The 25,029-nt window shown below is 30.9% G+C and carries 24 protein-coding genes and 1 pseudogene; 2 read left to right on the forward strand and 23 right to left on the reverse strand.

Features of this window, described 5'->3' with window-relative positions; genetic code table 11:
• Positions 1 to 58: 58 nt before the first annotated feature.
• Genes RBU61_RS17305 through RBU61_RS17315 form a run of 3 tightly spaced genes read right to left on the reverse strand, consistent with a single transcriptional unit; the run spans position 59 to position 2,758 of the window.
• On the reverse strand, positions 59 to 790 hold the full coding sequence (locus RBU61_RS17305) for a GHKL domain-containing protein (RefSeq protein ID WP_308876904.1): 732 nt from the start codon (positions 788 to 790) through the stop codon (positions 59 to 61).
• Positions 783 to 1,511 (reverse strand): LytTR family DNA-binding domain-containing protein, encoded by a 729-nt coding sequence (locus RBU61_RS17310; protein ID WP_308876905.1) that lies wholly within the window; start codon positions 1,509 to 1,511, stop codon positions 783 to 785. Before RBU61_RS17310 ends, RBU61_RS17305 begins: the two co-directional genes overlap by 8 nt.
• A 59-nt stretch (positions 1,512 to 1,570) precedes the next feature.
• Positions 1,571 to 2,758 (reverse strand): D-alanyl-D-alanine carboxypeptidase family protein, encoded by a 1,188-nt coding sequence (locus tag RBU61_RS17315; RefSeq protein WP_308876906.1) that lies wholly within the window; start codon positions 2,756 to 2,758, stop codon positions 1,571 to 1,573.
• Between the two features lie 181 nt (positions 2,759 to 2,939).
• On the opposite strand from RBU61_RS17315, the pseudogene RBU61_RS17320 reads away from it, so the two are divergent.
• Positions 2,940 to 4,497: pseudogene (locus RBU61_RS17320) on the forward strand (IS3 family transposase).
• A 62-nt stretch (positions 4,498 to 4,559) separates the two neighbouring features.
• Here the strand turns inward: RBU61_RS17320 and RBU61_RS17325 are convergent.
• From RBU61_RS17325 to RBU61_RS17420, 20 genes are all read right to left on the reverse strand, one after another.
• Positions 4,560 to 6,059 (reverse strand): M1 family metallopeptidase, encoded by a 1,500-nt coding sequence (locus RBU61_RS17325; protein ID WP_308876907.1) that lies wholly within the window; start codon positions 6,057 to 6,059, stop codon positions 4,560 to 4,562.
• Positions 6,060 to 6,162: 103 nt separating this feature from the next.
• A complete protein-coding gene (locus RBU61_RS17330) occupies positions 6,163 to 7,032 on the reverse strand; it encodes a DUF1002 domain-containing protein (protein WP_308876908.1) in 870 nt (289 codons plus the stop codon).
• Positions 7,033 to 7,155: 123 nt separating this feature from the next.
• Positions 7,156 to 8,430, reverse strand: coding sequence for a serine--tRNA ligase (gene serS / locus RBU61_RS17335; protein WP_308876909.1), 1,275 nt, complete (start codon positions 8,428 to 8,430; stop codon positions 7,156 to 7,158).
• 756 nt (positions 8,431 to 9,186) lie between these two features.
• The gene (locus RBU61_RS17340) at positions 9,187 to 10,599 is read right to left on the reverse strand and encodes a HAMP domain-containing sensor histidine kinase (protein ID WP_308876910.1); all 1,413 of its coding nucleotides are present in this window, start codon (positions 10,597 to 10,599) and stop codon (positions 9,187 to 9,189) included.
• A gap of 1 nt (position 10,600) precedes the next feature.
• On the reverse strand, positions 10,601 to 11,311 hold the full coding sequence (locus RBU61_RS17345) for a response regulator transcription factor (protein WP_308876911.1): 711 nt from the start codon (positions 11,309 to 11,311) through the stop codon (positions 10,601 to 10,603).
• Positions 11,312 to 11,377: 66 nt separating this feature from the next.
• Entirely contained in the window at positions 11,378 to 12,169 is a 792-nt protein-coding gene (locus RBU61_RS17350; protein WP_308876912.1) for a TraX family protein, read from the reverse strand.
• 297 nt (positions 12,170 to 12,466) lie between these two features.
• Positions 12,467 to 13,495 (reverse strand): PTS sugar transporter subunit IIC, encoded by a 1,029-nt coding sequence (locus RBU61_RS17355; protein WP_308876913.1) that lies wholly within the window; start codon positions 13,493 to 13,495, stop codon positions 12,467 to 12,469.
• 61 nt (positions 13,496 to 13,556) lie between these two features.
• The gene (locus tag RBU61_RS17360; RefSeq protein WP_308876914.1) at positions 13,557 to 14,078 is read right to left on the reverse strand and encodes a transcription repressor NadR; all 522 of its coding nucleotides are present in this window, start codon (positions 14,076 to 14,078) and stop codon (positions 13,557 to 13,559) included.
• A 40-nt stretch (positions 14,079 to 14,118) separates the two neighbouring features.
• Positions 14,119 to 15,096, reverse strand: coding sequence for an ATP-binding protein (locus tag RBU61_RS17365; RefSeq protein WP_308876915.1), 978 nt, complete (start codon positions 15,094 to 15,096; stop codon positions 14,119 to 14,121).
• A 2-nt stretch (positions 15,097 to 15,098) separates the two neighbouring features.
• The gene (locus RBU61_RS17370; protein ID WP_308876916.1) at positions 15,099 to 16,193 is read right to left on the reverse strand and encodes a DnaD domain protein; all 1,095 of its coding nucleotides are present in this window, start codon (positions 16,191 to 16,193) and stop codon (positions 15,099 to 15,101) included.
• Positions 16,194 to 16,204: 11 nt separating this feature from the next.
• The gene (locus RBU61_RS17375; protein ID WP_308876917.1) at positions 16,205 to 16,804 is read right to left on the reverse strand and encodes a GNAT family protein; all 600 of its coding nucleotides are present in this window, start codon (positions 16,802 to 16,804) and stop codon (positions 16,205 to 16,207) included.
• A 186-nt stretch (positions 16,805 to 16,990) separates the two neighbouring features.
• Complete coding sequence (gene dnaB, locus RBU61_RS17380) at positions 16,991 to 18,322, reverse strand: replicative DNA helicase (RefSeq protein ID WP_308876918.1); 1,332 nt, start codon at positions 18,320 to 18,322, stop codon at positions 16,991 to 16,993.
• A gap of 12 nt (positions 18,323 to 18,334) precedes the next feature.
• The gene (rplI, locus tag RBU61_RS17385; protein WP_308876919.1) at positions 18,335 to 18,778 is read right to left on the reverse strand and encodes a 50S ribosomal protein L9; all 444 of its coding nucleotides are present in this window, start codon (positions 18,776 to 18,778) and stop codon (positions 18,335 to 18,337) included.
• Positions 18,775 to 20,775, reverse strand: coding sequence for a DHH family phosphoesterase (locus RBU61_RS17390; protein ID WP_308876920.1), 2,001 nt, complete (start codon positions 20,773 to 20,775; stop codon positions 18,775 to 18,777). The genes rplI and RBU61_RS17390 overlap by 4 nt, the downstream gene beginning before the upstream one ends.
• A gap of 13 nt (positions 20,776 to 20,788) precedes the next feature.
• Positions 20,789 to 21,742, reverse strand: coding sequence for a DUF2232 domain-containing protein (locus RBU61_RS17395; protein ID WP_308876921.1), 954 nt, complete (start codon positions 21,740 to 21,742; stop codon positions 20,789 to 20,791).
• Between the two features lie 11 nt (positions 21,743 to 21,753).
• Positions 21,754 to 22,074 carry a MazG-like family protein gene (locus tag RBU61_RS17400; protein WP_308876922.1) on the reverse strand — a complete coding sequence of 107 codons (321 nt, stop codon included), beginning with the start codon at positions 22,072 to 22,074 and terminating at the stop codon, positions 21,754 to 21,756.
• Between the two features lie 93 nt (positions 22,075 to 22,167).
• Positions 22,168 to 22,392: a 30S ribosomal protein S18 gene (gene rpsR, locus RBU61_RS17405; protein ID WP_308876923.1), complete on the reverse strand. Its 225-nt coding sequence runs from the start codon at positions 22,390 to 22,392 to the stop codon at positions 22,168 to 22,170.
• Positions 22,393 to 22,406: 14 nt separating this feature from the next.
• Positions 22,407 to 22,838, reverse strand: a complete 432-nt coding sequence (locus RBU61_RS17410; RefSeq protein ID WP_308876924.1) for a single-stranded DNA-binding protein — start codon at positions 22,836 to 22,838, stop codon at positions 22,407 to 22,409.
• A gap of 20 nt (positions 22,839 to 22,858) precedes the next feature.
• A complete protein-coding gene (gene rpsF / locus RBU61_RS17415; RefSeq protein WP_308876925.1) occupies positions 22,859 to 23,140 on the reverse strand; it encodes a 30S ribosomal protein S6 in 282 nt (93 codons plus the stop codon).
• A 180-nt stretch (positions 23,141 to 23,320) separates the two neighbouring features.
• Positions 23,321 to 23,881 (reverse strand): hypothetical protein, encoded by a 561-nt coding sequence (locus RBU61_RS17420; protein WP_308876926.1) that lies wholly within the window; start codon positions 23,879 to 23,881, stop codon positions 23,321 to 23,323.
• Positions 23,882 to 24,114: 233 nt separating this feature from the next.
• Here RBU61_RS17420 and RBU61_RS17425 point away from each other — a divergent pair, with 233 nt between their 5' ends.
• Positions 24,115 to 25,020: a substrate-binding domain-containing protein gene (locus tag RBU61_RS17425; RefSeq protein ID WP_308876927.1), complete on the forward strand. Its 906-nt coding sequence runs from the start codon at positions 24,115 to 24,117 to the stop codon at positions 25,018 to 25,020.
• The last annotated feature ends 9 nt before the right edge of the window (positions 25,021 to 25,029 follow it).

The raw sequence follows: 25,029 nt of genomic DNA on the forward strand, positions 1-25,029 counted from the left end.
TACATCCATATTTATGTAAAAAAAAGCACCAATGGTTCAATTTATGACACCAATGGTACTATATTGATAAAATTATTTCTGTTGCAAAAACACCTTCTTCATTTTGTCTATTTATAAATCCATTATATTTTTTTACTATACTATCCACCCTTTTTAAGCCAAACCCATGATTTAGCCCCAGTTTTGTAGTTAGATATTCTAAGTTAATTTTCTTTACTTCCCCACCTACAGAGTTAGTTATGGATATATATAATTGTCCTTTCATTTCTCTTATATAGATTCTTATGAATCTTTCATCTAAATTCTCCAATTTCATAGTAGCCTCCATAGCATTATCCATTAGATTTCCAATAATCACACAAAGATCCATATCTAAAATCTTTAAATCCTTTGGAACTGTTGCTTTAGCATTAATTTTTATATCATTACTAATAGCCATGGATAATTTACTATTTAAAATTGCGTCTACCATTATGTTTCCTGTTTTAACAACTATATCTATATTGGTTAAATCCTTATCTAATTCATTTAGATATTTGTCCATATCTTCATATTTTCCTAAGGAGAGATATGCCTTCATCACCTGTATATGATTATGGTAATCATGTCTCCATCCTCTCATTTGCTTGTAGATATTTTCCACTTCATTGAAATGTTTTGATACAAGGTCATTTTGATAGTTTCTAATTCTACTATCTACTAACTTATTGAATAAATATCTACCTAGAAAAAATATAATTCCCATGAATAGAGGAAATCCTACAATAAAAGTTAAAACCTTATTATTCATCCACTCCACCTCTAAAGTATCTAATAAATTCCATATTAACTTTAGAATATAGCCTTCTGCTTACAGGAATAGTATCCTTATTATCTAACTTTATATCTGTTTTTCCTATTCTATTTATATGCATTAATCCCACTATATAGGACCTATGGCATCTGATGAAAAGTTTTTCATCTAATTCCTTTTCTATAACACCGATATTTTTGCGAGTAGTATACTTTTTATCTATTGTATAGATATCTATGGAGTGGGAAAAGGCTTCTATATATATTATATCTTTCTCCTTTATTCGAATAGTTTCTCCTTCTACATCTACAAGGATTATCTTCTCTTCTATATAAATCTTTTTCTTTGCCTTATCTAGACATTCATATAGTTTGGTTTCCACTATGGGTTTAATTAAATAGTTTATGGCATCTACTTCATAACCTTCTCCTATATAATCTGGGATAGCTGTAATAAAGATTATGTTTAATAAATTATCTTCTTGTCTTATTTTTTTCGCCAAGTCTACTCCATTTATTCCCGCCATTTCTATATCTAAAAGGAGTATGTTATATTTTTTATCCATACTCCAACTGAATTCAAAGGATTCACCACTATAAAAGCACTCTATATTTATTCTTAGATTGTTTTTATCTGCCCAGTTAATCACATAGGTTTCCAATAATTTTACCTGTATCTTCTCATCATCACAAATTGCTATATTAATTATCTCAGACATCTTAGTCCTCCTATGATATAATATTGTAAGATATTATATCATATTTAAATTTGTGAAGACTATTCTTTGCCAAATAATCTTTCAAAGTATCTCTTAATAATTGTATACCACTTAGCTTTATTTACGTCTTCCTTAATCAAAATATCTGTTTCAAATATTATATTGCCATTCTCTACTACCTTAGCCTTCCCTATGACAGTATCTTTTTTTATAGGTAATTTTATATTTTCATCTATATCTATATTCACATCTATATTTTCATCATTTCTTATTAATTTTGAAAATTCTTCTTCAGGGAATATATCTACTTTTGTAATATCTCCTTTGGGAAATTCTAAAGTTTTTAATGTGGTATTCTCATCTAAAAATATTTTATGAGAGTAGTTATGAATCCCATATTCTACTAGAATTTTAGACATTATATTTCTTTTTTCAAAATCCTTAGCACCCATTATTATAGCTATAAGTCTTAAATCTTTACTTTCTGTAGCTTTACCGTCTATGGTAAATGTGGATACATAACTATATCCTGCCTTATTTGTAAAGCCTGTCTTTAAACCATCTACACCTTTTATTTCATTTAATAGAGGATTAGTATTTAACTCAAAATAATTTCTATCTATATTTTCTATTGCCCTCATTGTAGAAATATCCAATATCTCAGGATATTTGCTAATTATATATTGGGATAAAAGAAATATTTCCTTTGTGGTCATTTTATTTTGTAAATCTTTTCCTTGTATTGGAAGTCCTGTAGAATTATAAAACTCCCCATGGCTAATACCTATCTCTTTTGCTTTTTCATTCATTAACCTTACAAAATTTTCTTCTGTTCCCCCTACATATTTTGCCAATGCATATGCTGCATCATTTCCAGATACAACTATAGCTGCATCAATTAATTCCTTTACTGAAAATGCTTCTCCTACATTTACTTTAAAACTAGACCCTTTTATTTTTGTAGTATCTTTATCTATGGTTATAATGTCGTCCAAGGAAATATCTCCCTTTGATACTTTATCCATTACTACCAAATAAGACATTAACTTAGATATACTTGCTATTTCTACTACTTCATCTATATTATATTGTTCTAATATTTCACCAGTTTCAAAGTCAGCTAAAATATATGACCTTAGATTTTCTTCTAAAATAATAGGAATATATGTATCTATGTTATCTCCATAAGATATGGTACTTGTTATTGTAATCATTAAAATTAATAAAATTGATAATAGTCTTTTCATAAAACCCCTCCATACCTATTGTAACAAAAAAATATCTATATTTATATAATGTATTAGATATTTACTACAAATATTAAATAATGAGAGTAAATAAAATAAAGCAGAGAACCTGGTATGTGATATGCTCCCCTTATGGTAGACAGATTAAATAAAAAAATCTGATACCAAAGGGGAGTTTTTTATGTCTAAAAGAAGTAAGTATACTAAAGAACAGAAATATGCCATCTTAAAAGGAATAGAATTTGGTGAGTTGTCTATAGAAGATTATTGTAAAAAATTTAATATTTCTGAATCAACTTATTCAAATTGGAAGTTTTTATACGAAACATACGGAATTGAATCTCTGGAAGAAAGTAAAACCTGGAAAAAATATCCCAAAGAATTAAAAGAGAAAGCAGTTTTAGAATACTTAAATGGTTGGGATTCACAAGTAAATATTTGTAGAAAGTATGCAATATCATCACATTCAACGTTACAGAGATGGATTAAAAGGTATAATAGTCATAACGAATTAAATACTACAAAAGGTAGGGTTGATGCTGTTATGACTAAAGGTAGAAAGACTAGTCTAGAAGAAAGAATAGAGATCGCTAAATACTGTATAAATCAAAATAAAAATTATCAAGAGACCTCGGAAACTTATGAAGTTTCATATCAACAAGTCTATCAGTGGGTTAGAAAGTTTGAAGAACTAGGAGAGGATGGACTTATTGATTGTAGGGGTAAGGCTAAAGTAGAATTAAGTTTAGAAGATAAAGAAAAAAATGAATTAAGGAAATTAAAAAAAGAAAATGAAAGATTAAGAATGGAAAATGATTTTCTAAAAAAGTTGCAGGAGCTAGAAAGGAGGGGGTATTAGGCTCATATTTATCCAAGCTTAAATATGAAGCCATAGAACTCCTGAATAAAGAGAATAATTATTCCATAACTTCCTTATGTCAGATAGCAGATATTTCAAGATCATCCTATTATAAATGGCTTAATACAACGGAAACAAAAATGAGAAAATTAATGACGGTTTGATTAAAGAAATTATCTCTTTATATGAAGAAGTAGATGGGATCTATGGTTATAGAAGAATTACCATGAATATCAATCGTAAATTAAATAGTAAATATAATCATAAAAGAATATATCGACTTATGAAAATATTGGGATTAAAATCAGTAATTAGAGTCAAAAAGAAAAGATATATAAAAGTGTCCGCTGAAGAAATTGCAAAAAACAAATTAAATAGAGAATTCTCAGCATCTAAATTTAATGAAAAATGGTTATCCGATGTTACAGAATTTAAGTATGGTGTTGGCAAGAAGGCCTATTTAAGTGCCATTTTAGACCTTTATGATAATAGCATTGTTGCTTATGAAATCGGACATAGAAACAATAATTCATTAGTATTTAGAACATTTGATAAAGCCATTGAATCCAATCCTGGTGCAAGACCTTTATTTCATAGTGATAGAGGCTACCAATATACCTCATATGGGTTTAGAAAAAGACTGGAGATAAATGGTATGGAGCAAAGTATGTCAAGAGCTGGTAAATGCATTGATAACGGTCCTATGGAGAATTTTTGGGGGATATTAAAATCAGAAAGATATTATCTTAAAGGGAAATATGATACCTATGAAGAATTGAAAAATGATATTAAAGGCTACATAAAATTTTATAACAACAAAAGGTTACAAGAAAGATTAAACAGCATGAGTCCACTTGAATACAGAGCTCATGCTGCTTAGAATATTTTATTTATTTAAATTGTCTACTTGACAGGGTGCAGTTCAATGTTCTCTGCTTTATTTTATTTATTACCTTTTAAATACTCCTTTACTAAAGGTTCAAAGGATGTATTTGTCACTTCTTCACAGACTTTAATAAAATCTTCAGTTGTTGCTATATGAAATTTATATCTTTCATAGTATTTACTTAATATCTCATATAGTACTTCTTCTCCAAAGTCTTCTTTTATTCTATCTATAAACATAGCACCTCTTAGATATACTAGGATAGAGTAATCATCCCATCCTGCAAATTCTTCTAAAGGTTTATTTACTACTTCATTTCCTATATACTTATATTGAGTTGCGTATTCATATCCTAATTTTATATTTTCATTATAATAATCCTTAGCTTCTCTTTCTCCCTTAGTTTCATTTACATATATTAATTCTGAATATGTGGCTAAACTTTCATCTAGCCAGGCCTCAGCTACTTGATTGTTTCCCACTAAACCATACCACCATTGATGGGCTGTTTCATGGACTATGACTTTTTCCAATATACTTGTTAAATGTCTATAAAAATAATCATTAGATATAAAGACTATACCAGGGTACTCCATACCAGAAGGAAATTCTGTATTTACTATGGAATATATGCCATAAGGGTATTTGCCAAAGATTCTATTAAAAGTTAATAAAGATTGCTCTCCTATTTCTAAGGTCTTATCTATCATATGAGAATTATCATTTACTGAATAAACCTTAACTATTGTATCATCTACTTTCTTTTCCTTAACTACAAAATCTTTACTTGCGACCCAAGCAAAATCTCTTATTAGCTTTCCTTCAATATTATATATCTTTTTACCTTTGCTTTCTTTTTCTGATAAGATTTTTCCACTGGAGGCAACTATCATTTCCTTAGGTACTGTAATAGTTACATCATAATCAGATACCTGACTATAGAAAGGATCTCCTATTTTATAATATGGGTCTAAGTTCCAGCCTTTTTCATCATATACACAGACTATAGGATACCAGTTTCCAAAATTTATTCCCTTATCATGGTATCCAAATCTATCCTTTGTAGTGGGTAATTTCACCTTATATTCTAGATAGATTTCCGTTGATTCACCTTTTTGTAATGTTTCATTAAGTCTTACATGAAGAATAGTATCTGCATCCTTATCTATATTCCATTCTAAATCCTTATTTTCAAAACTTACTTTTTCTATATCTATAAAGCCCCCCCTATAATTTAAAGAATCTATATTCTCTCCTAAATTAAATAAAACAGGTGCATCTTCCAAGGTTTTAAAGGCATTGGGATAAAGGTGGAAATATAGTTCTTCTAAATCTACATCTGTATTATTAGTATAGATAAGAGTCTGTTTTCCAGTATATGTCATGGTTTCAGCATCTAATTCTACGTCTATTTTATATTTGTTTATATTTGATTCATCTACTCCATTTGAGTTTTTAATGACTATTGTATCTGGGTTTAATTGCTGACTTTCTAGTCTACATCCTGATGATAATATAAACATTACAATTATAATGAATAGTCTAAATTTTTTCATAATATCCCTCCATATATTAATATTACCTATATATAGAAAATTTATCAATGAAAACTTTTGATATAATTAAAAAACCTAGGATTATATAACCCTAGGTTTTTTATTATTTTCTTTTAAACAAAGAATTAAAAAACTCTTTTATGGCATCTAATATCTTCTGAAGCAATGACTTCACTTCTTCATTATTTTTTAATGTTTCATCAAGTTTTTGACCAATGCCTTTTAGTTGTTCTTTAATTTGTTCTGTATTTAGATCTAGATTACCTATTTTTTCCATTAATTTTGTAATATCTTTTATTTGATCTGTATTTAAATTTATATCCAATTTTCCTGCAATTTCAATAATAATCTTTTTTATTTCCTCTGGAGCCTTTACATTCTTTTCTATAACCTTTTCTTTTACTTCTCTAATTAATTCACTAGCCTTTTCTTTACCTATTATTTCTCCCAATTCTCCTGTTTGAATAATTTCTTCATTGGCTACTTTCTTCTGGTCTTCACTTATTTCTATACCTGTTGCCTGTTCAAAAGCCTTTAGTATACCAGTAAGGGCTCCTGTTCCTGAAACCGGATATGGAGCGGCTGCTATGACTTTAGCGTCTCTTACACCTGCTGTAATAAGTGCACTACTGTACATTTCTTCTGTTGCCCAAGAGATATTATATGTTTGTACATCTATACCAGAACCTTCTTCTAATAGCTCAACATAGGAAGATGATATGGTTATCTTTCCAAGTTGTCCTTCACTTGCCACCCCTTCTAAGTATTTTCTTTCTTCTTCATTATTTACTTCTATTATAGTAGCTTCATTTTTATTTACATTGAAAAGATTCAACATTTGTTTTCTTTGATCTTCATTTAAGTTTTTCCCCAGTGTAACAACCTTTGTACTATCTCCATAGGCAAAGGCATTAAACATGAACACTAAAGATAGAATTATTGTTATATTTATTATTAATTTTTTGTTTTTCAATTTACCACCTCTCTGCAATGCTTTTTCTTTATTTTATCATATAATTTCTTTTTAGTCTCTGATTATATAATAGAAATCAATAAAGAACTAGAATAGATTCTATCTAGCTCTTTATAATATACTCTATTTCTCTATTTTCTCCAATCCTCCCATATATGGTCTTAATACCTCTGGGACTATTACTGTTCCATCTTCTTCTTGATAATTTTCAAGAATTGCTGCAAAAGTTCTACCTACAGCTAGACCTGAACCATTTAGAGTATGAACAAACTCTACTTTGCCTGTTTCTTCTTTTCTATATCTAATATTTGCACGTCTTGCTTGGAAATCTTCAAAGTTACTACAGCTTGAAATCTCCACATATCTGCCATAGGAAGGCATCCATACTTCTATATCATAAGTCTTTGCAGCTGAAAATCCTAAGTCTCCACTACATAATGCAACGACTCTATAAGGTATATTAAGTTTTTTTAATACTTCCTCTGCACTTAAAGTTAATTTCTCTAACTCTTCGTAGGAGTTCTCTGGATTTGCAAATTTAACTAGTTCAACCTTATCAAATTGGTGATTTCTAATAAGTCCTCTAGTATCTCTTCCTGCTGCTCCTGCCTCTTGTCTAAAGCAAGGAGTATACGCTGTATAGTATATTGGTAAATCCTTTTCATTTAAGATTTCATCTCGCAGCAAATTTGTAAGAGGAACTTCTGCTGTTGGCACTAAGAAATAATCTTTACTAGGCAAATGGAACATATCTTCTTCAAATTTCGGTAATTGACCTGTACCTATCATACTATCTCTATTTACCATAAATGGAGTAGCCATTTCAATAAATCCATGATCAGTGGTGTGAAGATTTAGCATAAACTGCGTAATAGCTCTTTCAAGCCTTGCACCTAAACCTCTAAAAACTGTAAATCTAGCACCTGTAATCTTTGTGGCACTTTCAAAATCTAATATATTTAAATCTGTACCTATATCCCAGTGAGCCTTTGCATCAAAAGTAAAGTTTCTTGGTTCTCCAAACTTTCTTATTTCTACATTATCTGTATCGTCTTTACCTTCTATTACAGATTCATTAGGTGTATTTGGTATTTGGAGTAAAGTCTGTCTTAATTCTTCGTCTATTTCCTTTACTTTTACATCTAATTCTCTTATTCTTTCTGATAACTCTTTCATTTCAGCGAAAATAGGTGCTGGGTCTTTACCTTCCTTTTTAAGTTTAGGTATTTCTTTTGACCCTGCATTTTGTTTCGCCTTCATTTCTTCTACTTCTACAAGGATATTTCTTCTGTTTTCATCTAATTCTAAAACCTTATCAATAGGAAATTCACCTTTTCTCTTTCCTAAAGCTTTTATTACTTCCTCTGGATTTGATCTAATTCTTCTAATATCTAACATGATTATAACCTCCTTAAATTTTCCACAGTCCCGAAACACAAATCGGGTTAGGCATTTTCCACAGTTTCGCAACTCAAATCTATTCACTCGCTACGCTCGTATAGATTTGGTTCTCATTGCCTTTTTGTCCAATGAGCGATAGCGAGTTGCAGACAAAACGGACAGCGGAGGTGCGTTTGACCTACCATCGATTTGCAAAAAACGCAAATCGGGTTAGGTCATAAAAAAAACTCTCAATCCCTAAATATTAGGGACGAGAGTTACCCGCGTTGCCACCCTAGTTAGCCCGAAGGCTCACTCGAAATTCATAGACTCTAGGACGGATTCAATATTTCACTTTGCCAATTTTCACCAACCATTGACTCTCTAAAAAAGCTATATACTTACTATTTCCCTTCTTTGCCTAGTATTTAATTTTAATTATAGATATTATAACACAATATTTGGAATTGTCAAGGATAACTTTTTACTTTTTGTTTAATTTATAATAAAAATAAGATTTAAACGGATATATCTTGATGAAAAATTCATAATTTTTTTAATTTATTTCTATTATATATTTGTCTAAATGGAGCATAACGGTTTTTATAGAGCAGACAATCTTAAAAATCTATATTAGACTATTTAATATATCTCATATATAGGTATTTATAAAGGTTTTATTAAAATTTATGAGAAAATAGAAGTATGGATGATTGCATAATTGATTTTTTAGTTTTAAAATACTCAAAACACAGTCAACATGGATATAATGGCTTAGTTAAAAAGAACAACCTCAAAACATGTACCCGTTCCAAACTTACTTTCTACACTGATTTCGCCTCCGTGGACTTTTATAATCTGCTTAGTTATAGCCATACCTAAACCCGTTCCTTCAACTGTATTAGAAGTATTTGTGCCTCGATAATGTCTATTGAAAATATATGGCAAATCCTCTGGTGAGATTCCCTTACCATCATCAGCCACCTGTATGTGAATTTTATTTTCCTCATAAGTTAATTTCACATTAATATTCACTGATCTGTCATTATGTGTAATAGCATTATATAAGATGTTATTTATGGCTCGTCTAAAAAGTACAGGATCAAGCTGACATAAAATCTGTGTTTCATCACAATACCAATCCAAATGAACATTAGACATATCTACACCGTTAAGCACATCAATAACAATATCTCTTAACAAAGTCACCATATTTACCCTCTGTAAATTTAACACCAAATATCCACTCTCTAGTCTCGTACTTAGATTTAAATCATCTACTAGGTTTGAGATATAAAGTGCTTTATCCTCAATAATCTTTGCATAACGATGCATATTCTCTACTGAAATGCTTTCATCACTACGAAGCAATTCTCCATATCCACGAATAGACGCCAATGGCGTTTTTATATCATGGGATATATTAGAGATCCAGTTTTCTCGCATGACATCTATGGCAACACGTTCTTTTTCATTGGCTTGTAATTGGCCCGACAGTTTATTGATATTAGAAAAAACCGAGCCGTATAATCCATTTGTTGACAGAACTTGGTTGTAATGTCCCCCAGTCAGATTCTCTATACCTTTGATCATTTCTCCTACAGGTCTTGTTAGACCCCTACTAAAACCCATGCCAAAGAGCAACCCTAAAATTATGTCCACAGCAAAAATAAGCAGCATAATTCCACCTATAATACTGGCAAAATAATTTTTATTAAAGGTAAAAAACGTCCTTTGAAGGTCTCTATATGGCATACCAATTAAATAGGTATAGGTCTCTTCCTCAAAAGACACCTCACTTACAAACATCGTATCTGGATTGGCGTATTTATAATTATGCACTAAGGTCATTGGAGTGTATATCTGTGGAAGTTCTTCATGCCCATTGAATTGAAAAATCACATTATAATCTGTACCGAGTATCTGGATCCAAGCATTATTTTGGATTAAAGAACGCTGTGCATTTTTGTCTAAGGAAAACTGTCCTTCCTCTAAGCTAATATGCTTAAAAAACTGTCTAACATAATCTTCTGGACTAATGTAGCGTTCATTAGCAATACCATAGGAATAGGATTCCCTAGATCCAAAATGAAATAGGCCAAAAGTTATAAGGCCGTTGACCAATACTACTACAATGATAACCATAATAATACTCATTAAATATTTAAGAGTTAAATGTAATCTCATATTATTTATCCTTTACTACTAACTTATAGCCAAGCCCTTTTACTGTTATTAAATATTCTGGATTTGATGGGTCTACTTCAATTTGCTCTCTTATTCTTCGAATGTGTACCATAATTGTGTTGTCAAATCCAATATAATCCTCTCCCCAGACTGCATCACATAAATGCTCCTTACTTAAAATCAAATTAGGATGTTTTGCAAAATATTCCAATAGCTTATAGGCTTTTGGCTGTAGCACAAGTGCTTCATCTTCCTTAAAAAGTTCGCCTTTTAAAGGAATCATCCTAAATGGTCCAAAATGGATAGTTTCAATATCCTGTGTATCAGCTATAGATTCTGAGCGTTTCAAATGTGCTTTTACTCGATATGCAAGTTCTTTTGGGCTAAATGGTTTAGTCACATAATCATCTGCCCCTATTGCAAATCCCACAATTCGATCCACTTCTTCCGTTTTTGCAGATACAAAAATAATGGGAATCTGTGAAGTCTCTCTTATGGTCTTACATAGATTATGGCCTTGAATATCAGGCAACATTACATCTAAAATCACAATATCTGGTTGCCAGCTATGAAAGTCTTCCAAAGCTTTAACACCTGTATTTGTAGTTTTAACATAAGTAAAACCTTCTAATTTCAAAGCATGTTCGATTATCTCCAGCAACTCAACTTCATCATCTACAACAAGTATCTTTTTATTGAATAGCACATCCATAATACCGCTCCCTTATTCTTAATATAGGTATAGTATACCCAATTTCAGCGCCATGTGTTAAATAATCTACACGAAAAAAGTAGATAAAATGTATAAAGCATAGATATGAACTGGATAGAATACATAGAACAAGTACTTCATGCCCTTCCCTCTTTGTCCATTATAAAGTGCTAGAAGAGGTAGAGCACCAATCATCAACCATTGGAAATTATTATAAAGTAGACCCTGTAATGAAAAATTCTGCCACGGTATTAGGGCAATGGATACCAGCGCATATAAAATCAGTTGAAGTGTTTTTTTATCACGTGTTAAATAAAACAAGATTCCCAATCCCACAAATATTGGACCGCCTTCAACAAATATTGGGGTTGGTAATAGGAAAACTGCATGAATCATCCCTGGAATATGAAGGTTCATCATCATAAATATACCAAGGGCAACGGGCAATACCAATCCCAAAATGCCCAGCACTACAGACATGATGCGTCTTTCTTTTATACCTTTTTTTAAATAATCAATAATCGTTAAGTAAACAGTAATTAAAAAGAGAGTCGCAAAAATATTTGCCATAAGAGCAGCATTATCACTACGTGGAAACCATCTTGTAATCCATTGATTTCCAAGAACCATTATCAATGATCCCACGTAGAGTCTAGCCATATATTTGGCACGATTGCGTGTATGGACAAAGCCTTCCACAGTCATGAAGGCAAATATCGGAGCCACTACACGCCCTATCCATGTAAACCATAGAGGCACCTGATTAGTAAACGAAAAAAAGTAATGCACATGATCAAAAACCATTAGAAAAAGTGCAATGAGTTTTATTTGAAATCCTGTTAATCCTTTTTTAAACATATTGTTCACCTCATTTTTTTATTTTCATTATGAGTATAGCAGGGTAAGTTTAAATCTTATTAACAGAAACCTTAATTAAACCTTAATTATCTGGTTTCCGTATAGCAAGCAAGAGTACCGATTTTTACTAAATTCCTCTGTTAAAATGCAAATATCCATTAGAAAATCTAAATTTAGATTTTCTAATGGATATTCTCATCTTTTGTTCTTTAATTATTTTATCTTTAGTTAGGAGGCTCGTCCTCCTGTTTTTTTTATACCCCATGGGAGTTTCTTAAAACAATATATTCAAAAAGTTTATAATTTCATATCTCCAAATTTTATTAATCCCTTTTTCCTCATCCATTGTGATACTACATAGGATATTAGTCCAGGCAATAAAAAATGCATTACAAAAATTAAAATTAAAGTCTTAGAATCTCCGCCCATTGCATCTATAGTAGCAAATTGACCTACCAACCCACTGGTACCCATACCTGCACCTATGCTATTTCCTTCCATCTTCAAAACATATGTAGATATAGGTCCTAAAATAGCCGATGATACTATGGCAGGCATCCATATTAAAGGATTTCTTATTATATTTGGAACTTGAAGCATTGAAGTACCCAATCCTTGAGCTATAAAACCTCCGAAACCGTTTTCTTTATAGGAAGCCACTGCAAATCCAATCATATTTGCTGCACATCCTACTGTACTAGCTCCTGCTGCCAATCCTGATAATCCCAAAGATATGGCCAATGCTGCTGAACTTATTGGAAGTGTTAAAACTATTCCCATGACTACTGAAACTATTATTCCCATGGGAATTGGGTGCATTTCTGTTGCTGTATTCACTATATTTCCAAAGAAATTCATTACTGCTGTCATATATGGGCCAATATGAATTCCTACAAGTCCACCTAATACAATGGTGGATAGAGGGACTAATACTATATCTACCTTAGTTCTGCCACCAATTAATTTAGAAAACTCTGCTCCTACTAAAGCCGCCACAAATGCCCCCACAGGTTCTCCTGTATTTATAATTGCCGTAGCTCCATCAAAAGTAATACTTCCTGCTCCTATGGCCCCAGTAATTACTGAAGCAAATATTCCTAATGGCGGAGCACCTACACTATACGCTACTCCTGCTCCTATGGCTGGTCCCATTAGTTTTTGTGCTATGGACCCAAATAGAACAAGAGCATTAATATTAAATAAAGTTCCTAATTGTTTAGTTATAAGTCCGATAAGCAAAGATGAAAAAAGTCCTAAAGCCATGCCGTTTAATATTTTAACAAAATAATCTCTTAGACTTCCCTGTGATTTTGCTATTTCCGACACCCCCGAGTTAAGTTGTATTTACAGCTGTCTTGTCAGCTATATATATAAATATATCATCTCATTATTCTTTTATCAAGTATTTTTTCTTTGAAAGTGCTTCTCTTATCTTATGAAATACTTCTTCGCTATTTACTTCTATAGTATGTAAGTGAACACCATCTGTTAGTGAGGATAAGGGCTCCGCTTTAGTTGTCTTTAAATTATCCATAAATAGCATTAAATCATGTCTCGACCCTATTTGTAGTTGAGACTTTATTTCTCCATATAAAGGATGTTCTACTATTACATCTATAATCTTTCCACCTAAATTAACTATAGTTCTTAATTCATCTTCTAACTCATAATTATTTTGGTGATTACACACTATAGTTTTTATTAGCCTATCTTTTTCATAAATCCTAGGCATCAAATATCCTTGAGGTGTGGCAAATATATTTTCCCCTTTCGCCCGTAGTATTGCAATATCTTGAACTATTACTTGTCTACTTACTTGTAATTTTTCTGCTAATTCTGTACCTTTTACTGGATCCTTTGATTTGTTTAATATATTAATGATTTCCTGTCTTCTTTCACCTGCATCCATTATCTAACCCCCAGATTTACTATTTATTATTTACTAAAAGCTATTCCCATCTTAAATCTGGTCCATAAAATTTCAATGGAATAAACTTATCTAATATTCTAGAAAATACTCTATCTGTATAAGTCTCAGATATTTCCTTTGGAGTTAGGTTTGTAGATATTATAGTCTTTTTACCTCCTATTATTCTTGTATTTACTATATTGAAGATTTCTGCATTTGTAAAAGTATTGGCTACTTCAGTGCCTAAATCATCGATTATTAATAAATCTGCATCAAATAATGAATTATATTCATAATCATTAGACTTGGTATCCCTTCTAAATCTATGTCCTTCTATTATTTCAAGTATTGTAAATGCAGTTTGATATATGACTATTTTATTTTTATCTAAGAGAGACTTGGCTATACAGCTACAAAGAAAAGTTTTTCCTAAACCTGTAGTTCCATAGAATAGCAAATTGTCTCCATTGTTTTCGTTAAAATTGCTGATAAATCCTTCTGCAATACTTACAATATCCTGCATATTTTGCCTTGGTGTCATTATTTCATTTCCAAAGGGTTCATCTTTAAATATATTAATATTAAAGGTCTTAAAATTTTCTATTTCTAAAGAGTTTTCTATATTTGACATTTTATATGCTCTAGAGACTAAGGCCTGTCTTAAACAGTTACATTGGCTGCTATTATCTAAATATCCTGTATCTTTACAGTTTTCGCACTCATATTTTATATCCATATAATCAGCTGAAATATTAGATTCTGTTAATAAATATGCCTTTTCCATCTTTAATTTTTCTATTATCTCTTTAGCCTTTTCTGCTGCTTCCATATATTTATCGGGATTACCTATTATGTATTTAGACATGGAAAGTCCTGCCTTAAATATATCTTCATCAATTCTTTTAATGGCAGGTATTTTTTTATAGACATTTTCTTTCCTAATTCTCTGCTCACTTAATTGTCTATCTCTTTTTCTCTCATATTCAGTTGATAATTCCTTTAATATATCTTTATACATCTCTAAGCTTCTCCTTTTGCTTTTTGATTATATGCTTCCCTCTTTCTTCTTGCGATATTTTCAAGTTCTTCAGAAGTATATTTATCTGTTCTCTGTTCAAAATTATGAAACCTTGTTTTAAGTGGTGTGTTTTTATTTTGTCCGGGTCTTGCTATTTTGTATTCCTTTTTCTCCTTAGGTCTATCCTTTTCTTCTATATCTTCTAAGGTCTGTATTCCCTTATTATGCCAAGATGTCATTACTCCGTCAATATAGTTGACACTAGGGTTTGCCACCTTAGATGAAGACTCGCAGCCCTTTAGAACCATATCTAAGGAGAACCTATATTTATCAAACCATTTATCTATTACAGTCATTTCACCCTCTGAAATAGGTCTTTTATCTAGTCCTAATGACTTCATTACTCTTTGGTATCTATAATATCTTTCATCTTGAGTTTTAAAATAATCTATTATGGCTTCCATATTTGTAAGTCCATTATCATACCAATTTCTTATGATACCTTCTATATAGTTCAGGCTCTTAACTCCCTTTCTCTCCACTCCATAGAAAAAGGCCTTTTCTATTACATCTGGATTCATATTATAATTTTCTATCCATGATAATATCTTTTGTTTCTCAGTAGTTACAGTTTGTCTTCTAATTATATAGTCTATTTGGTTAAACATTTTGTTTATGGCCGGTATTTGATTTGCATCAATTAATTCCTTAGGTGTAATATTCTTTGGCTTCTGTATAGTATTTTCTTTTGTACTAAATAGACTTAGATTATTTTTTATGTATAGTTGCTTTAGATTTAGAAACTTCACTTTATAGTTATACTTATTTTCTTCTTCATTTGGTATCTTAATTATTATTCCCTTGCTCTCCCAAAAGTCCCAAGCTCTCAATACATCTTCCAAAGGTATTTCTAAATGTTTCGCTATGGTTTGGTTTGTTACCTCTATTTTCTCATCTTTATCATGGGCATATTTATATCCTAATAAATAAACTTTTACATAAGTTCCATTGGCCATGGGCATAAAGTCATTTATAAATATGTTTTCTATAGGGGTATCACCTAAATCCATATCCGTAGTTTCAAGAGTGAAACTCATTTTATCAACTCCTACATCGTTTTCCTTAGTTTAAAAAATCTTTTCTTATCTACAACCATTTTGTAGATATAATTATATATCTTTTTATCTGTTATTACAAAAGAAGATTTTGCTTCCAAATAGTATGGGTCTGTTAAGTCTAATTCTGAATCAAAGAATTCATCAAGATAATAACCTGTAGGAAGAAATCCTATTTTTTCGTATACTCTATAAGCCCTTTTATTAAATTCTGCTACTTCCAGTATCATCTTTCTCATTTTCATTTCAGTAAAGTAATATTCCAGAAATGTATCTAAAATCTCTGTTCCATATCCTTTATCCACATTGTTTGGATCAAGAACTATTCCTAAAGTAGATTCCCTTCTAACTACTTTTATATCTTTTATGCCCATATATCCTATTAGTTGATTATTTTCATTTAACACACCATAGTATTTATTAAATAACCTATCGGTCTTCATTTTATACCATAGTTTTATTTCTTTATCGTTCATTGGTGGAAAATTATAATCTTCTATTAAAGTATTTTCATGAAAGCCCCAATTTTTCATATTAAATACATCTTCAAGTTTTAATTCCCTTATTGTAATTCTCTTCCCTTTAACTTCCAAAAGATCACCCCGTTGTATCAATTGACAATTCTAGAACAAGGCAAATAAAGATAAGATAAAGGATTACAATGATACTTTTTTATTGTAATCCTATTATTTCTAAAATATATATAAATCCTTTAATTCCATAATATCCTTATATAAATAAAGTATTTAATTTTTAATTTCATTGTCCATTGTCAATTCTTATTCTCTTACCATATTAACAAACTTAGTAAATTCTTTCTTAAATACTAATTCAATACTTCCAGTTGGTCCATTTCTATGTTTTGCTATAATTACTTCTCCTATATTTTTCTTTTCTGAGTCCTCATTATAATAATCATCCCTGTATAGGAAAAGTACTACGTCAGCATCCTGCTCTATGGCTCCAGACTCCCTAAGGTCAGATAATATAGGTCTATGATCAGTTCTTAGTTCTGGGGCACGGCTTAGCTGTGATAAGGCTATTACAGGGCAGTCCATCTCCTTAGCCAATGCCTTTAGACCTCTAGAAATTGTTGAAATCTCCTGTTGTCTACTTTCCTGTTTACCTTCTAATTGCATCAGTTGCAAATAGTCTATCATAACAAGGTCTAGCCCTTTTTCTATTTTCAACCTTCTGCATTTAGCTTTCATTTCCATCAATGAAATCCCTGGTGTATCGTCTATAAAAACATTTGCCTGAGATAAAGGACCCATAGAATTTATAACCTGCAGCCACTCCTCCTCTTCAAGTCTTCCTGATATGATCTTTTGAAGATCCACATGGGCTGTGGCAGAAATCATTCTCTGTACTAGCTGTTCCTTAGACATCTCTAAGGAAAATACTGCTACACTTGCACTAGCTTTTAAGGCAGCATTAGTTACTATATTTACAGATATGGCAGTTTTTCCCATGGAAGGTCTAGCCGCCAATAGGACTAAGTCTGATTTTTGAAGCCCAGATAATTTGTTATCTAAGTCTATAAATCCAGTCGTAAGTCCAGTTAAAGTTCCTTGGTTTGCTGCTCTTTCTTCTATCTGAGAAAAGCTATCTAATAACACTTCACTAATAGGAGAAAATCCTTCTCTATGTCTTCCTTGAGTAATATCAAATATAGACTTTTCAGCCTTTTCTATTATGGTATTTACTTCATCTGAATTCTCATAGGATTTAGCAATTACATCATCGCAGGAATTAATTAGCCTTCTGAGAATAGATTTTTCTTCTACTATTTTGCAATAATATTTCACATTGGCAGTCGTTGCTATACTACTGGAAATATTCGCAAGATAAGTAACACCACCAATATTTTCTAATGTTCCTCGCCTTTTTAATTCTTCTGATAAAGTAATTAAATCTACTGGTTCATTTTTATTAAATAATACTAATATGGATTCGAATATTTCCTTATTGGCTTCTTTGTAGAAATCATCTGGTCTAATGATTTCTATTGCCGTATTTATAGCTTCTTTATTTAAAATCATAGCTCCTAATACCGATTGTTCTGCTTCTAGGCTATGAGGTGGAACTCGTCCAATTAGTGCTGTTTCCATTTAATCACCCTACTATTCTTTTACACTAACATTTAATTTTGCTAATATTTCAGCATATACTCTTACGTCTACTTGAGTATTGCCAAGGGATTTAATATTATCCTTTAATTCTATTTTTCTTCTATCTATATCTATTTTATGTTGTGCTTTTAATCCATCAGCTATATCCTTTGAAGTAATGGAACCAAATAATTTTCCACCTTCCCCTGATTTACCTTTAATTACTACTGTAATGGATTCTATCTTCTTTTTAAGTTCTAATGCAGCTTTATTTTCTTCTGCTTTTTTCTGAGCTTGCTCAGCTTTTTCTTCTTCCCATTTTTTCAGATTAGTTGGAGTTGCCTCTATTGCATCGCCTTTTGGCAATAAAAAGTTTCTAGCATAACCATCCTTTGCGTTTACCAAATCCCCAGCTTTACCTAAACCCTTTATATCTTTCATTAATATTACCTTCATTCTTCTTCACCTTCCCTTAAAAATTTATCTATTGTTTCAGTAAGTATGGATTCTCCTTCATCCATACTAATATTATCTAATTGAGTACCGGCACTAGTTAAGTGTCCACCTCCACCTAATTCCTCTAGGATTAATTGTACAGATATATTTCCCAGTGACCTTCCGCTAATATGAAGTTTATTATTTACATAGGTCATTACAAAGGAAGCCTCTACACCATTTATATTTAAAAGCTCATTTGCAGCCTGTGCAGCTATTAAAAGTGAATCATCCATCTGTGTTTCAAGTCTACCTATGGCTATTTTCTCAAATATAATCCTAGAAGACTTTATTACTTCTGCTTTATATATAAATGTATTATAATCATCTCTAAATAATTGTCTTACCACTGTAGTATCTGCCCCTGCTCTTTTTAATGTAGAAGCTGCTTCAAAAGTTCTAACTCCTGTTTGAAAGCTAAAATTCTTTGTATCTACAGTTATACCAGCCATTAATGCCTCTGCCTCAAACTTAGTTAAATTGATTTTATTGCTCATATAAGACAATACTTCTGTAACTAACTCGCAGGTAGAAGATGCATAGGGTTCCAAGTAAGTAAGGACAGGATCTTTTATAAATTCTACACCTCTCCTATGGTGATCTATGACTACTACCTTATCTGTATGATCTAAAAGATCTGGTGCTTCTGTAAAGCTAGGTTTATGGTTATCTACCACCACCATTAAGCAATTATTATTTATTAGTTCTAAGGCCACTTCTGGAGTTATAATCCTCTCCAAAAGTTCTGGCTGTTCTTTCTCCATTTTTTCATAAACATTTTTAATAGATGGATTTTCTCCACTTAAAACTAAATATCCTTCTTTATCTCTATCACTTACACAGCGTAATATTCCTATTCCTGCACCAAAGGAGTCCATATCCGGATTTTTATGTCCCATTACAAATACTTTATCAGCTTGGTCTATAAGCTGTCTTAAGGCATATCCTATGACCCTTGATTTTACTTTATTTCTCTTTTCTATGGCCTTTGTCTTACCACCATAGAAGCTTAATTGACTGCCAACTTGAACAACAGCTTGGTCTCCACCTCTCCCAAGGCCAACATCTATGGCCGCTCTTGCCTTTTCATAGGAGTCAAATGGAGTATTCCCACCTGCACCAACTCCCATACTTAATGTAATAGGAATTGCATTTCCTAAATTCAATTCCCTTAATTGATCTAATATATCAAACTTTTTTGCTTCTATGCTTTTAAAAGCATGATTTTCCATTATTATAAAGTATTTATCGTTTTCATATTTTCTAACTACACCGTTATACTTAGCAAAATATGAGTTAATATTTTTATCTATTTCTGCCATTACTAAGGGTCTATTTACTTCTGGAGTACTATTTTTTACGTCATCATAATTATCCACATAGGCCAATGCTACTACTAGCCTTTCTCTATTATATCTATCTTCCAAACCTACAAAATTAGTATTATCAACGAAATAAAGCATTACTATCATATTGTTAGTACTATTAGTTTTTCTTGTATCTACTATATTAGGATATACCTTATAGATTCTATCTTCATATTTTACATCTAAGGGTTTTAAATCATTTTCCTTAAATATACCCTCTAGACTAATTCCTGGAATTAACTCTAATATCTTTTTATTTAATATATCTTCATCGTCTATCATTTTTAAAAATGGAGTATTATACCATGATATTGCCCTATTGTCATCTAACATAACCAAGGGAAATGGCATATTAAATATAGCGTGCTTTGTTGCAGACTCAAATTCATCTGCAAGGCCTTCCACGTGTCTCTTAAAAGCTTCCTCCTGTTTATGGGTATTTTTTATACTATGAAAAATTAAATATCCCAACAGAATTACACCTATTACCGCCAATATTGGTTGGTAAATCGATATTATCACAAGTAAAACTCCAATGATTATAAGATTTACATTGTCTTCTAGCCATTTAAATATATTTTTTTTATCCATATTAATCCCCCTATTAGGATTTCGATCTTCTTAATTTTCTTGTGTCAAATATTGTATCTAATATACCTATAAATAATATAATACTGCTCATAGGTATGAATAAGGTCATCATACCCAAGATTAAAATCCTAAATACTAAGCGAACTTTAGATTTCTTTAAAAGAAAATCTACAACAGCTAATCCTTGAACTAAAAATACAAAGCTAACTAAAAATGTAATATTAAATAACAGGGCATCGTGGTACTCTATCCCCAGTTGCTTTATTATAAAAGCTGCCACAAACATTACTCCAACTCCTGGAATAATATTTTTAGGTAATTTAAACTTAGAAAATCCTATGGTTTTCACTGCACCATATCCCATTTTCCTCAAAATTAATGATGATAAAAATACATTAATAGAACTTGTAACTAAAGAGAGTATTCCTATCATAGATGGAATGAGAACTATAAGACTTCTATATGCACTTTCCAATAAATCTTTAGTCTGGAGTATCTCATAATTTGTCATTCCCATGTCTTTAAACATATCTATCTGTATAGTTAATATTTGAGTAAAGTCATTTTCTAACTGTTTAGTTAAGTCTAAGTCAGATATTTTCACTCCAAGAAACATTAATATTACAATAGAAAGAAAAAATATTAAGGTGGAGATCGATATGATTTCCATAGTAGTTTTTCTTTTTATTATACAATAGTTTATCACAAGACTTAAAGGTAGAAAAATTAGGATAAGTAATGCATTGGATGCAAACCCAAGAAGCGCTCCTACTATTATAAAGGATATTACCATACTAATGGCATTGACATATATATTATTTCTTATGCCTAGAACTATGAAAGGTAATGGGATAAACAACATCAATAAAGGTAAGAAATGAATTCCGTAAACTATGTACAAGGCCATAATAGATATTATTACTATACTTTCTGTTATGCTTTTCTTTATTTTATCATTATTATTCAAAAATTTCACCTCTAATCTTTATGGTTGTCTATAAATTCCAACAATATACTTAAATCTCCATACCATTTTTCTATTTTATGTTCTTCTATTAGATTTAATTGAATATTATCTCTTAAAGTTGATTTTATACTTTCATAGGATAACCCTAATCTTTTACCTAAAAGCAAAGATTCTAATATAAGATTGGAAATATTATCTTCAAGGTTTTCCTTAGTATTTTCTTCTCCATTTGCCAGAGTAGTATAAAGGTTAGCAACTGTACTAAGCAACTGAGCCTTTAACCACTCTACAGTCTTCATATTCTTTATAATATCTACGTCTTTGTTCTTCATCTATTCCCATCCTTTAATTTATATTTTAGCCTTATTAAAATAATACAAATTATCAGGACATAAGTCAAATAAAAAAGAGAGGATTATCCTCTCTTATTCTGCACTATATGGTAATAATGCTACTTGTCTTGCTCTTTTTATAGCTGTTGTAAGTTCTCTTTGATGTTTTGAGCAGTTGCCTGAAATTCTTCTAGGAAGAATTTTGCCTCTTTCCGTTATATATTTTTTAAGTTTATTTATATCTTTATAATCTATATTACTAGATTTATCTGCACAAAAGCTACAAACTCTTTTTCTTGGTTTAAATCTTCTTTGCATCTCTTTACCTCCTTCTAGAATGGAATATCGTCATTATCAGTAGGATGGAAGCCCTCTATACCACCAAAATCTGAAGAAGAATCATTGAAACCTGGGGTTTGATTCTTATCTCCCCACTCTAGAAATTCAACATTATTAGCTACAACCTCTGTAGTATATACTCTTTGACCCTCTTTTTCATAAGAGCCAGTTTGGATTCTACCTTGAATAGCTACTAATCTACCTTTTGCTAAGTAGTTAGCACAATTTTCAGCAGGTTTTCCCCATACTACTATGTTTATAAAATCAGCCGTTGGTTGATTTCTAGATTCCATTTCTTGTTTCTTTTCCCTTGAAAGTCCCTTATCTACTGCCATTCCAAATCTTGCAACAGCAGCACCGCTTCCAGGTATATATCTTAGTTCTGGATCTCTTGTTAGCCTTCCAATCAATACAACATTATTCAATATTTTCACCTTCCCTTAGATTATTCATCTTCTCTAGTGATCATGTGTCTCATAATGCTGTCAGAAATTCTAGCAACCCTATCTAACTCTTTAATAACTTCTGGTGTACCTTCAAAGTTTATAAGTACATAATATCCTTCAGCTATATCATCAATTAGATATGCAAGTTTTCTAGTTCCCCACTCATCAATGTTTGTTATAGCTCCGTCAGCTTCAATTATACCTTTGAATCTTTCAAGAACTTGAACTCTTTTTTCCTCTTCATTTGGTAAAAAGATAAACACCGCTTCATATTTTCTCATACATTTCACCTCCCTATGGACTATCGGCTCTATATTTAGTTATAGAGCAAGGATTACCAAAGTATTATACCACTTATGATGAGAGTATGCAAGAAAATTTAAATACCTTTTATATAATAATTATGTCCAGATTTTACATTTCTTTTAATTTATAAAATACCATAATATTTAATCATATGATCAATCAATTTGTAGTAGTTCTACTCCTTCTTGAGGCTCAATATATATTTCAAATGCGCCTGTTGCCTTATATCCTATTAAAGCTATTATATTCTCTCCTTTCGATAAAGAATAGGTTGCTTTTTCTGTAACAGATTCTTTCATAAGTTCAACTAATTCACCATTGGATAAAATTATAAATACTTTGAAGTCATCTTCTGGAGCAGAATTTTTATAGGATATTACTACATCACATTCATTTTCTGTATTTATTGAAACATAATGGTGAACACCTGTAAATTTACTAAATTTAAAAGAAAACCCATTTATCTCAGGGGTAGACCCTCTAGTTAGGAAGAACCTACCAATTGAATTATTTATTATCATATTCTCGCCTATATCTTCTAAATTATTTAGTTCTGACCATTTTTTTATGTTTGACTTCTCTTCCAATGTATTTACAACATTCGTATTTCCTTTAGTCATATTATCATCTTTAATAGAATTTTTCCTATATAAAGAAAATATAGTCAAAATTATGATAGCAGATAAAATTAAAAAGACAAAATTTCTCTTAGACATAACAAGCATCTCCCCTTTACATTTACATAAGCTTACCATATACATAAATTTAAATAAATAAATTTAATCCACTATTTTATATCACAATTCGACGTTTTTTACTTCCAATTAAACATTTACTATTTATAATAATATCAGCTAATTAATTTTACATAAACTTTACATTATCATAACAATAGATTTAACATTCCTCCTATATACTAAAGGCAAATAGTAAAAAGGGAGGAAATAAAGTGAAAAGAATAATTGTTTTAACATTATCATTTATTTTAGCAGTATCACTTCTTGTAGGATGTAAACCAAATAATCAAAATGGAGAAAATATTGAAACAGGTGAAGGTAGTAAAAAAGAATTTGATTTATCAAAAGAAATCGTCGTAGTTACTAGGGAAGAAGGTTCAGGTACAAGAGGTGCTTTTGTTGAATTAACAGGAATAGAAGAAAAAGATAGTAGTGGTAATAAAGTAGATAGAACTACAAAAGAAGCTATTACTCAAATGAAAACAGATACTGTACTTACAACAGTTGCTGGAGACGAGTATGCCATAGGATATATATCTACAGGTTCTCTTCAAGATACAATAAAAGCATTAAGTATAGATGGAATAGAGCCTACAACTGAAAATATCAAAAATGGCAATTATAAGATAGCAAGACCTTTCAATATCGCAACAAAACATGAAGTTTCTGAAATTACACAAGATTTTATAGACTTTATAATGAGTAAGGAAGGTCAAGAAATAGTTTCAAAATCTTATATAGCTATAGATGATAATCCAGAAGTATATAGCGGAAATAAACCAGCTGGAAAAATAGTTGTTGCTGGTTCTTCATCTGTTACACCAGTTATGGAAAAACTTAGAGAAGCTTATCTTGAAATCAACCCAAATGCTGAAATTGAAATACAACAATCTGACTCATCAGCAGGTATAAAAGCTGCAACAGATGGTACTTGTGATATAGGTATGGCTTCAAGAGCATTAAAAGATAGTGAAATAACAGGACTTCAAAGTATGGAAATAGCTTTAGATGGAATTGCAGTAATTATCAATCCTAACAATACTTTAACTGATATATCTTTAGAAAATGTAAAAAAAGTATTTATAGGAGAATTTACTAACTGGAGTGACATTAAATAAAGGGTGATT

Source organism: Tissierella sp. MB52-C2 (assembly GCF_030931715.1).
Classification (GTDB): Bacteria; Bacillota; Clostridia; order Tissierellales; family Tissierellaceae; genus Tissierella.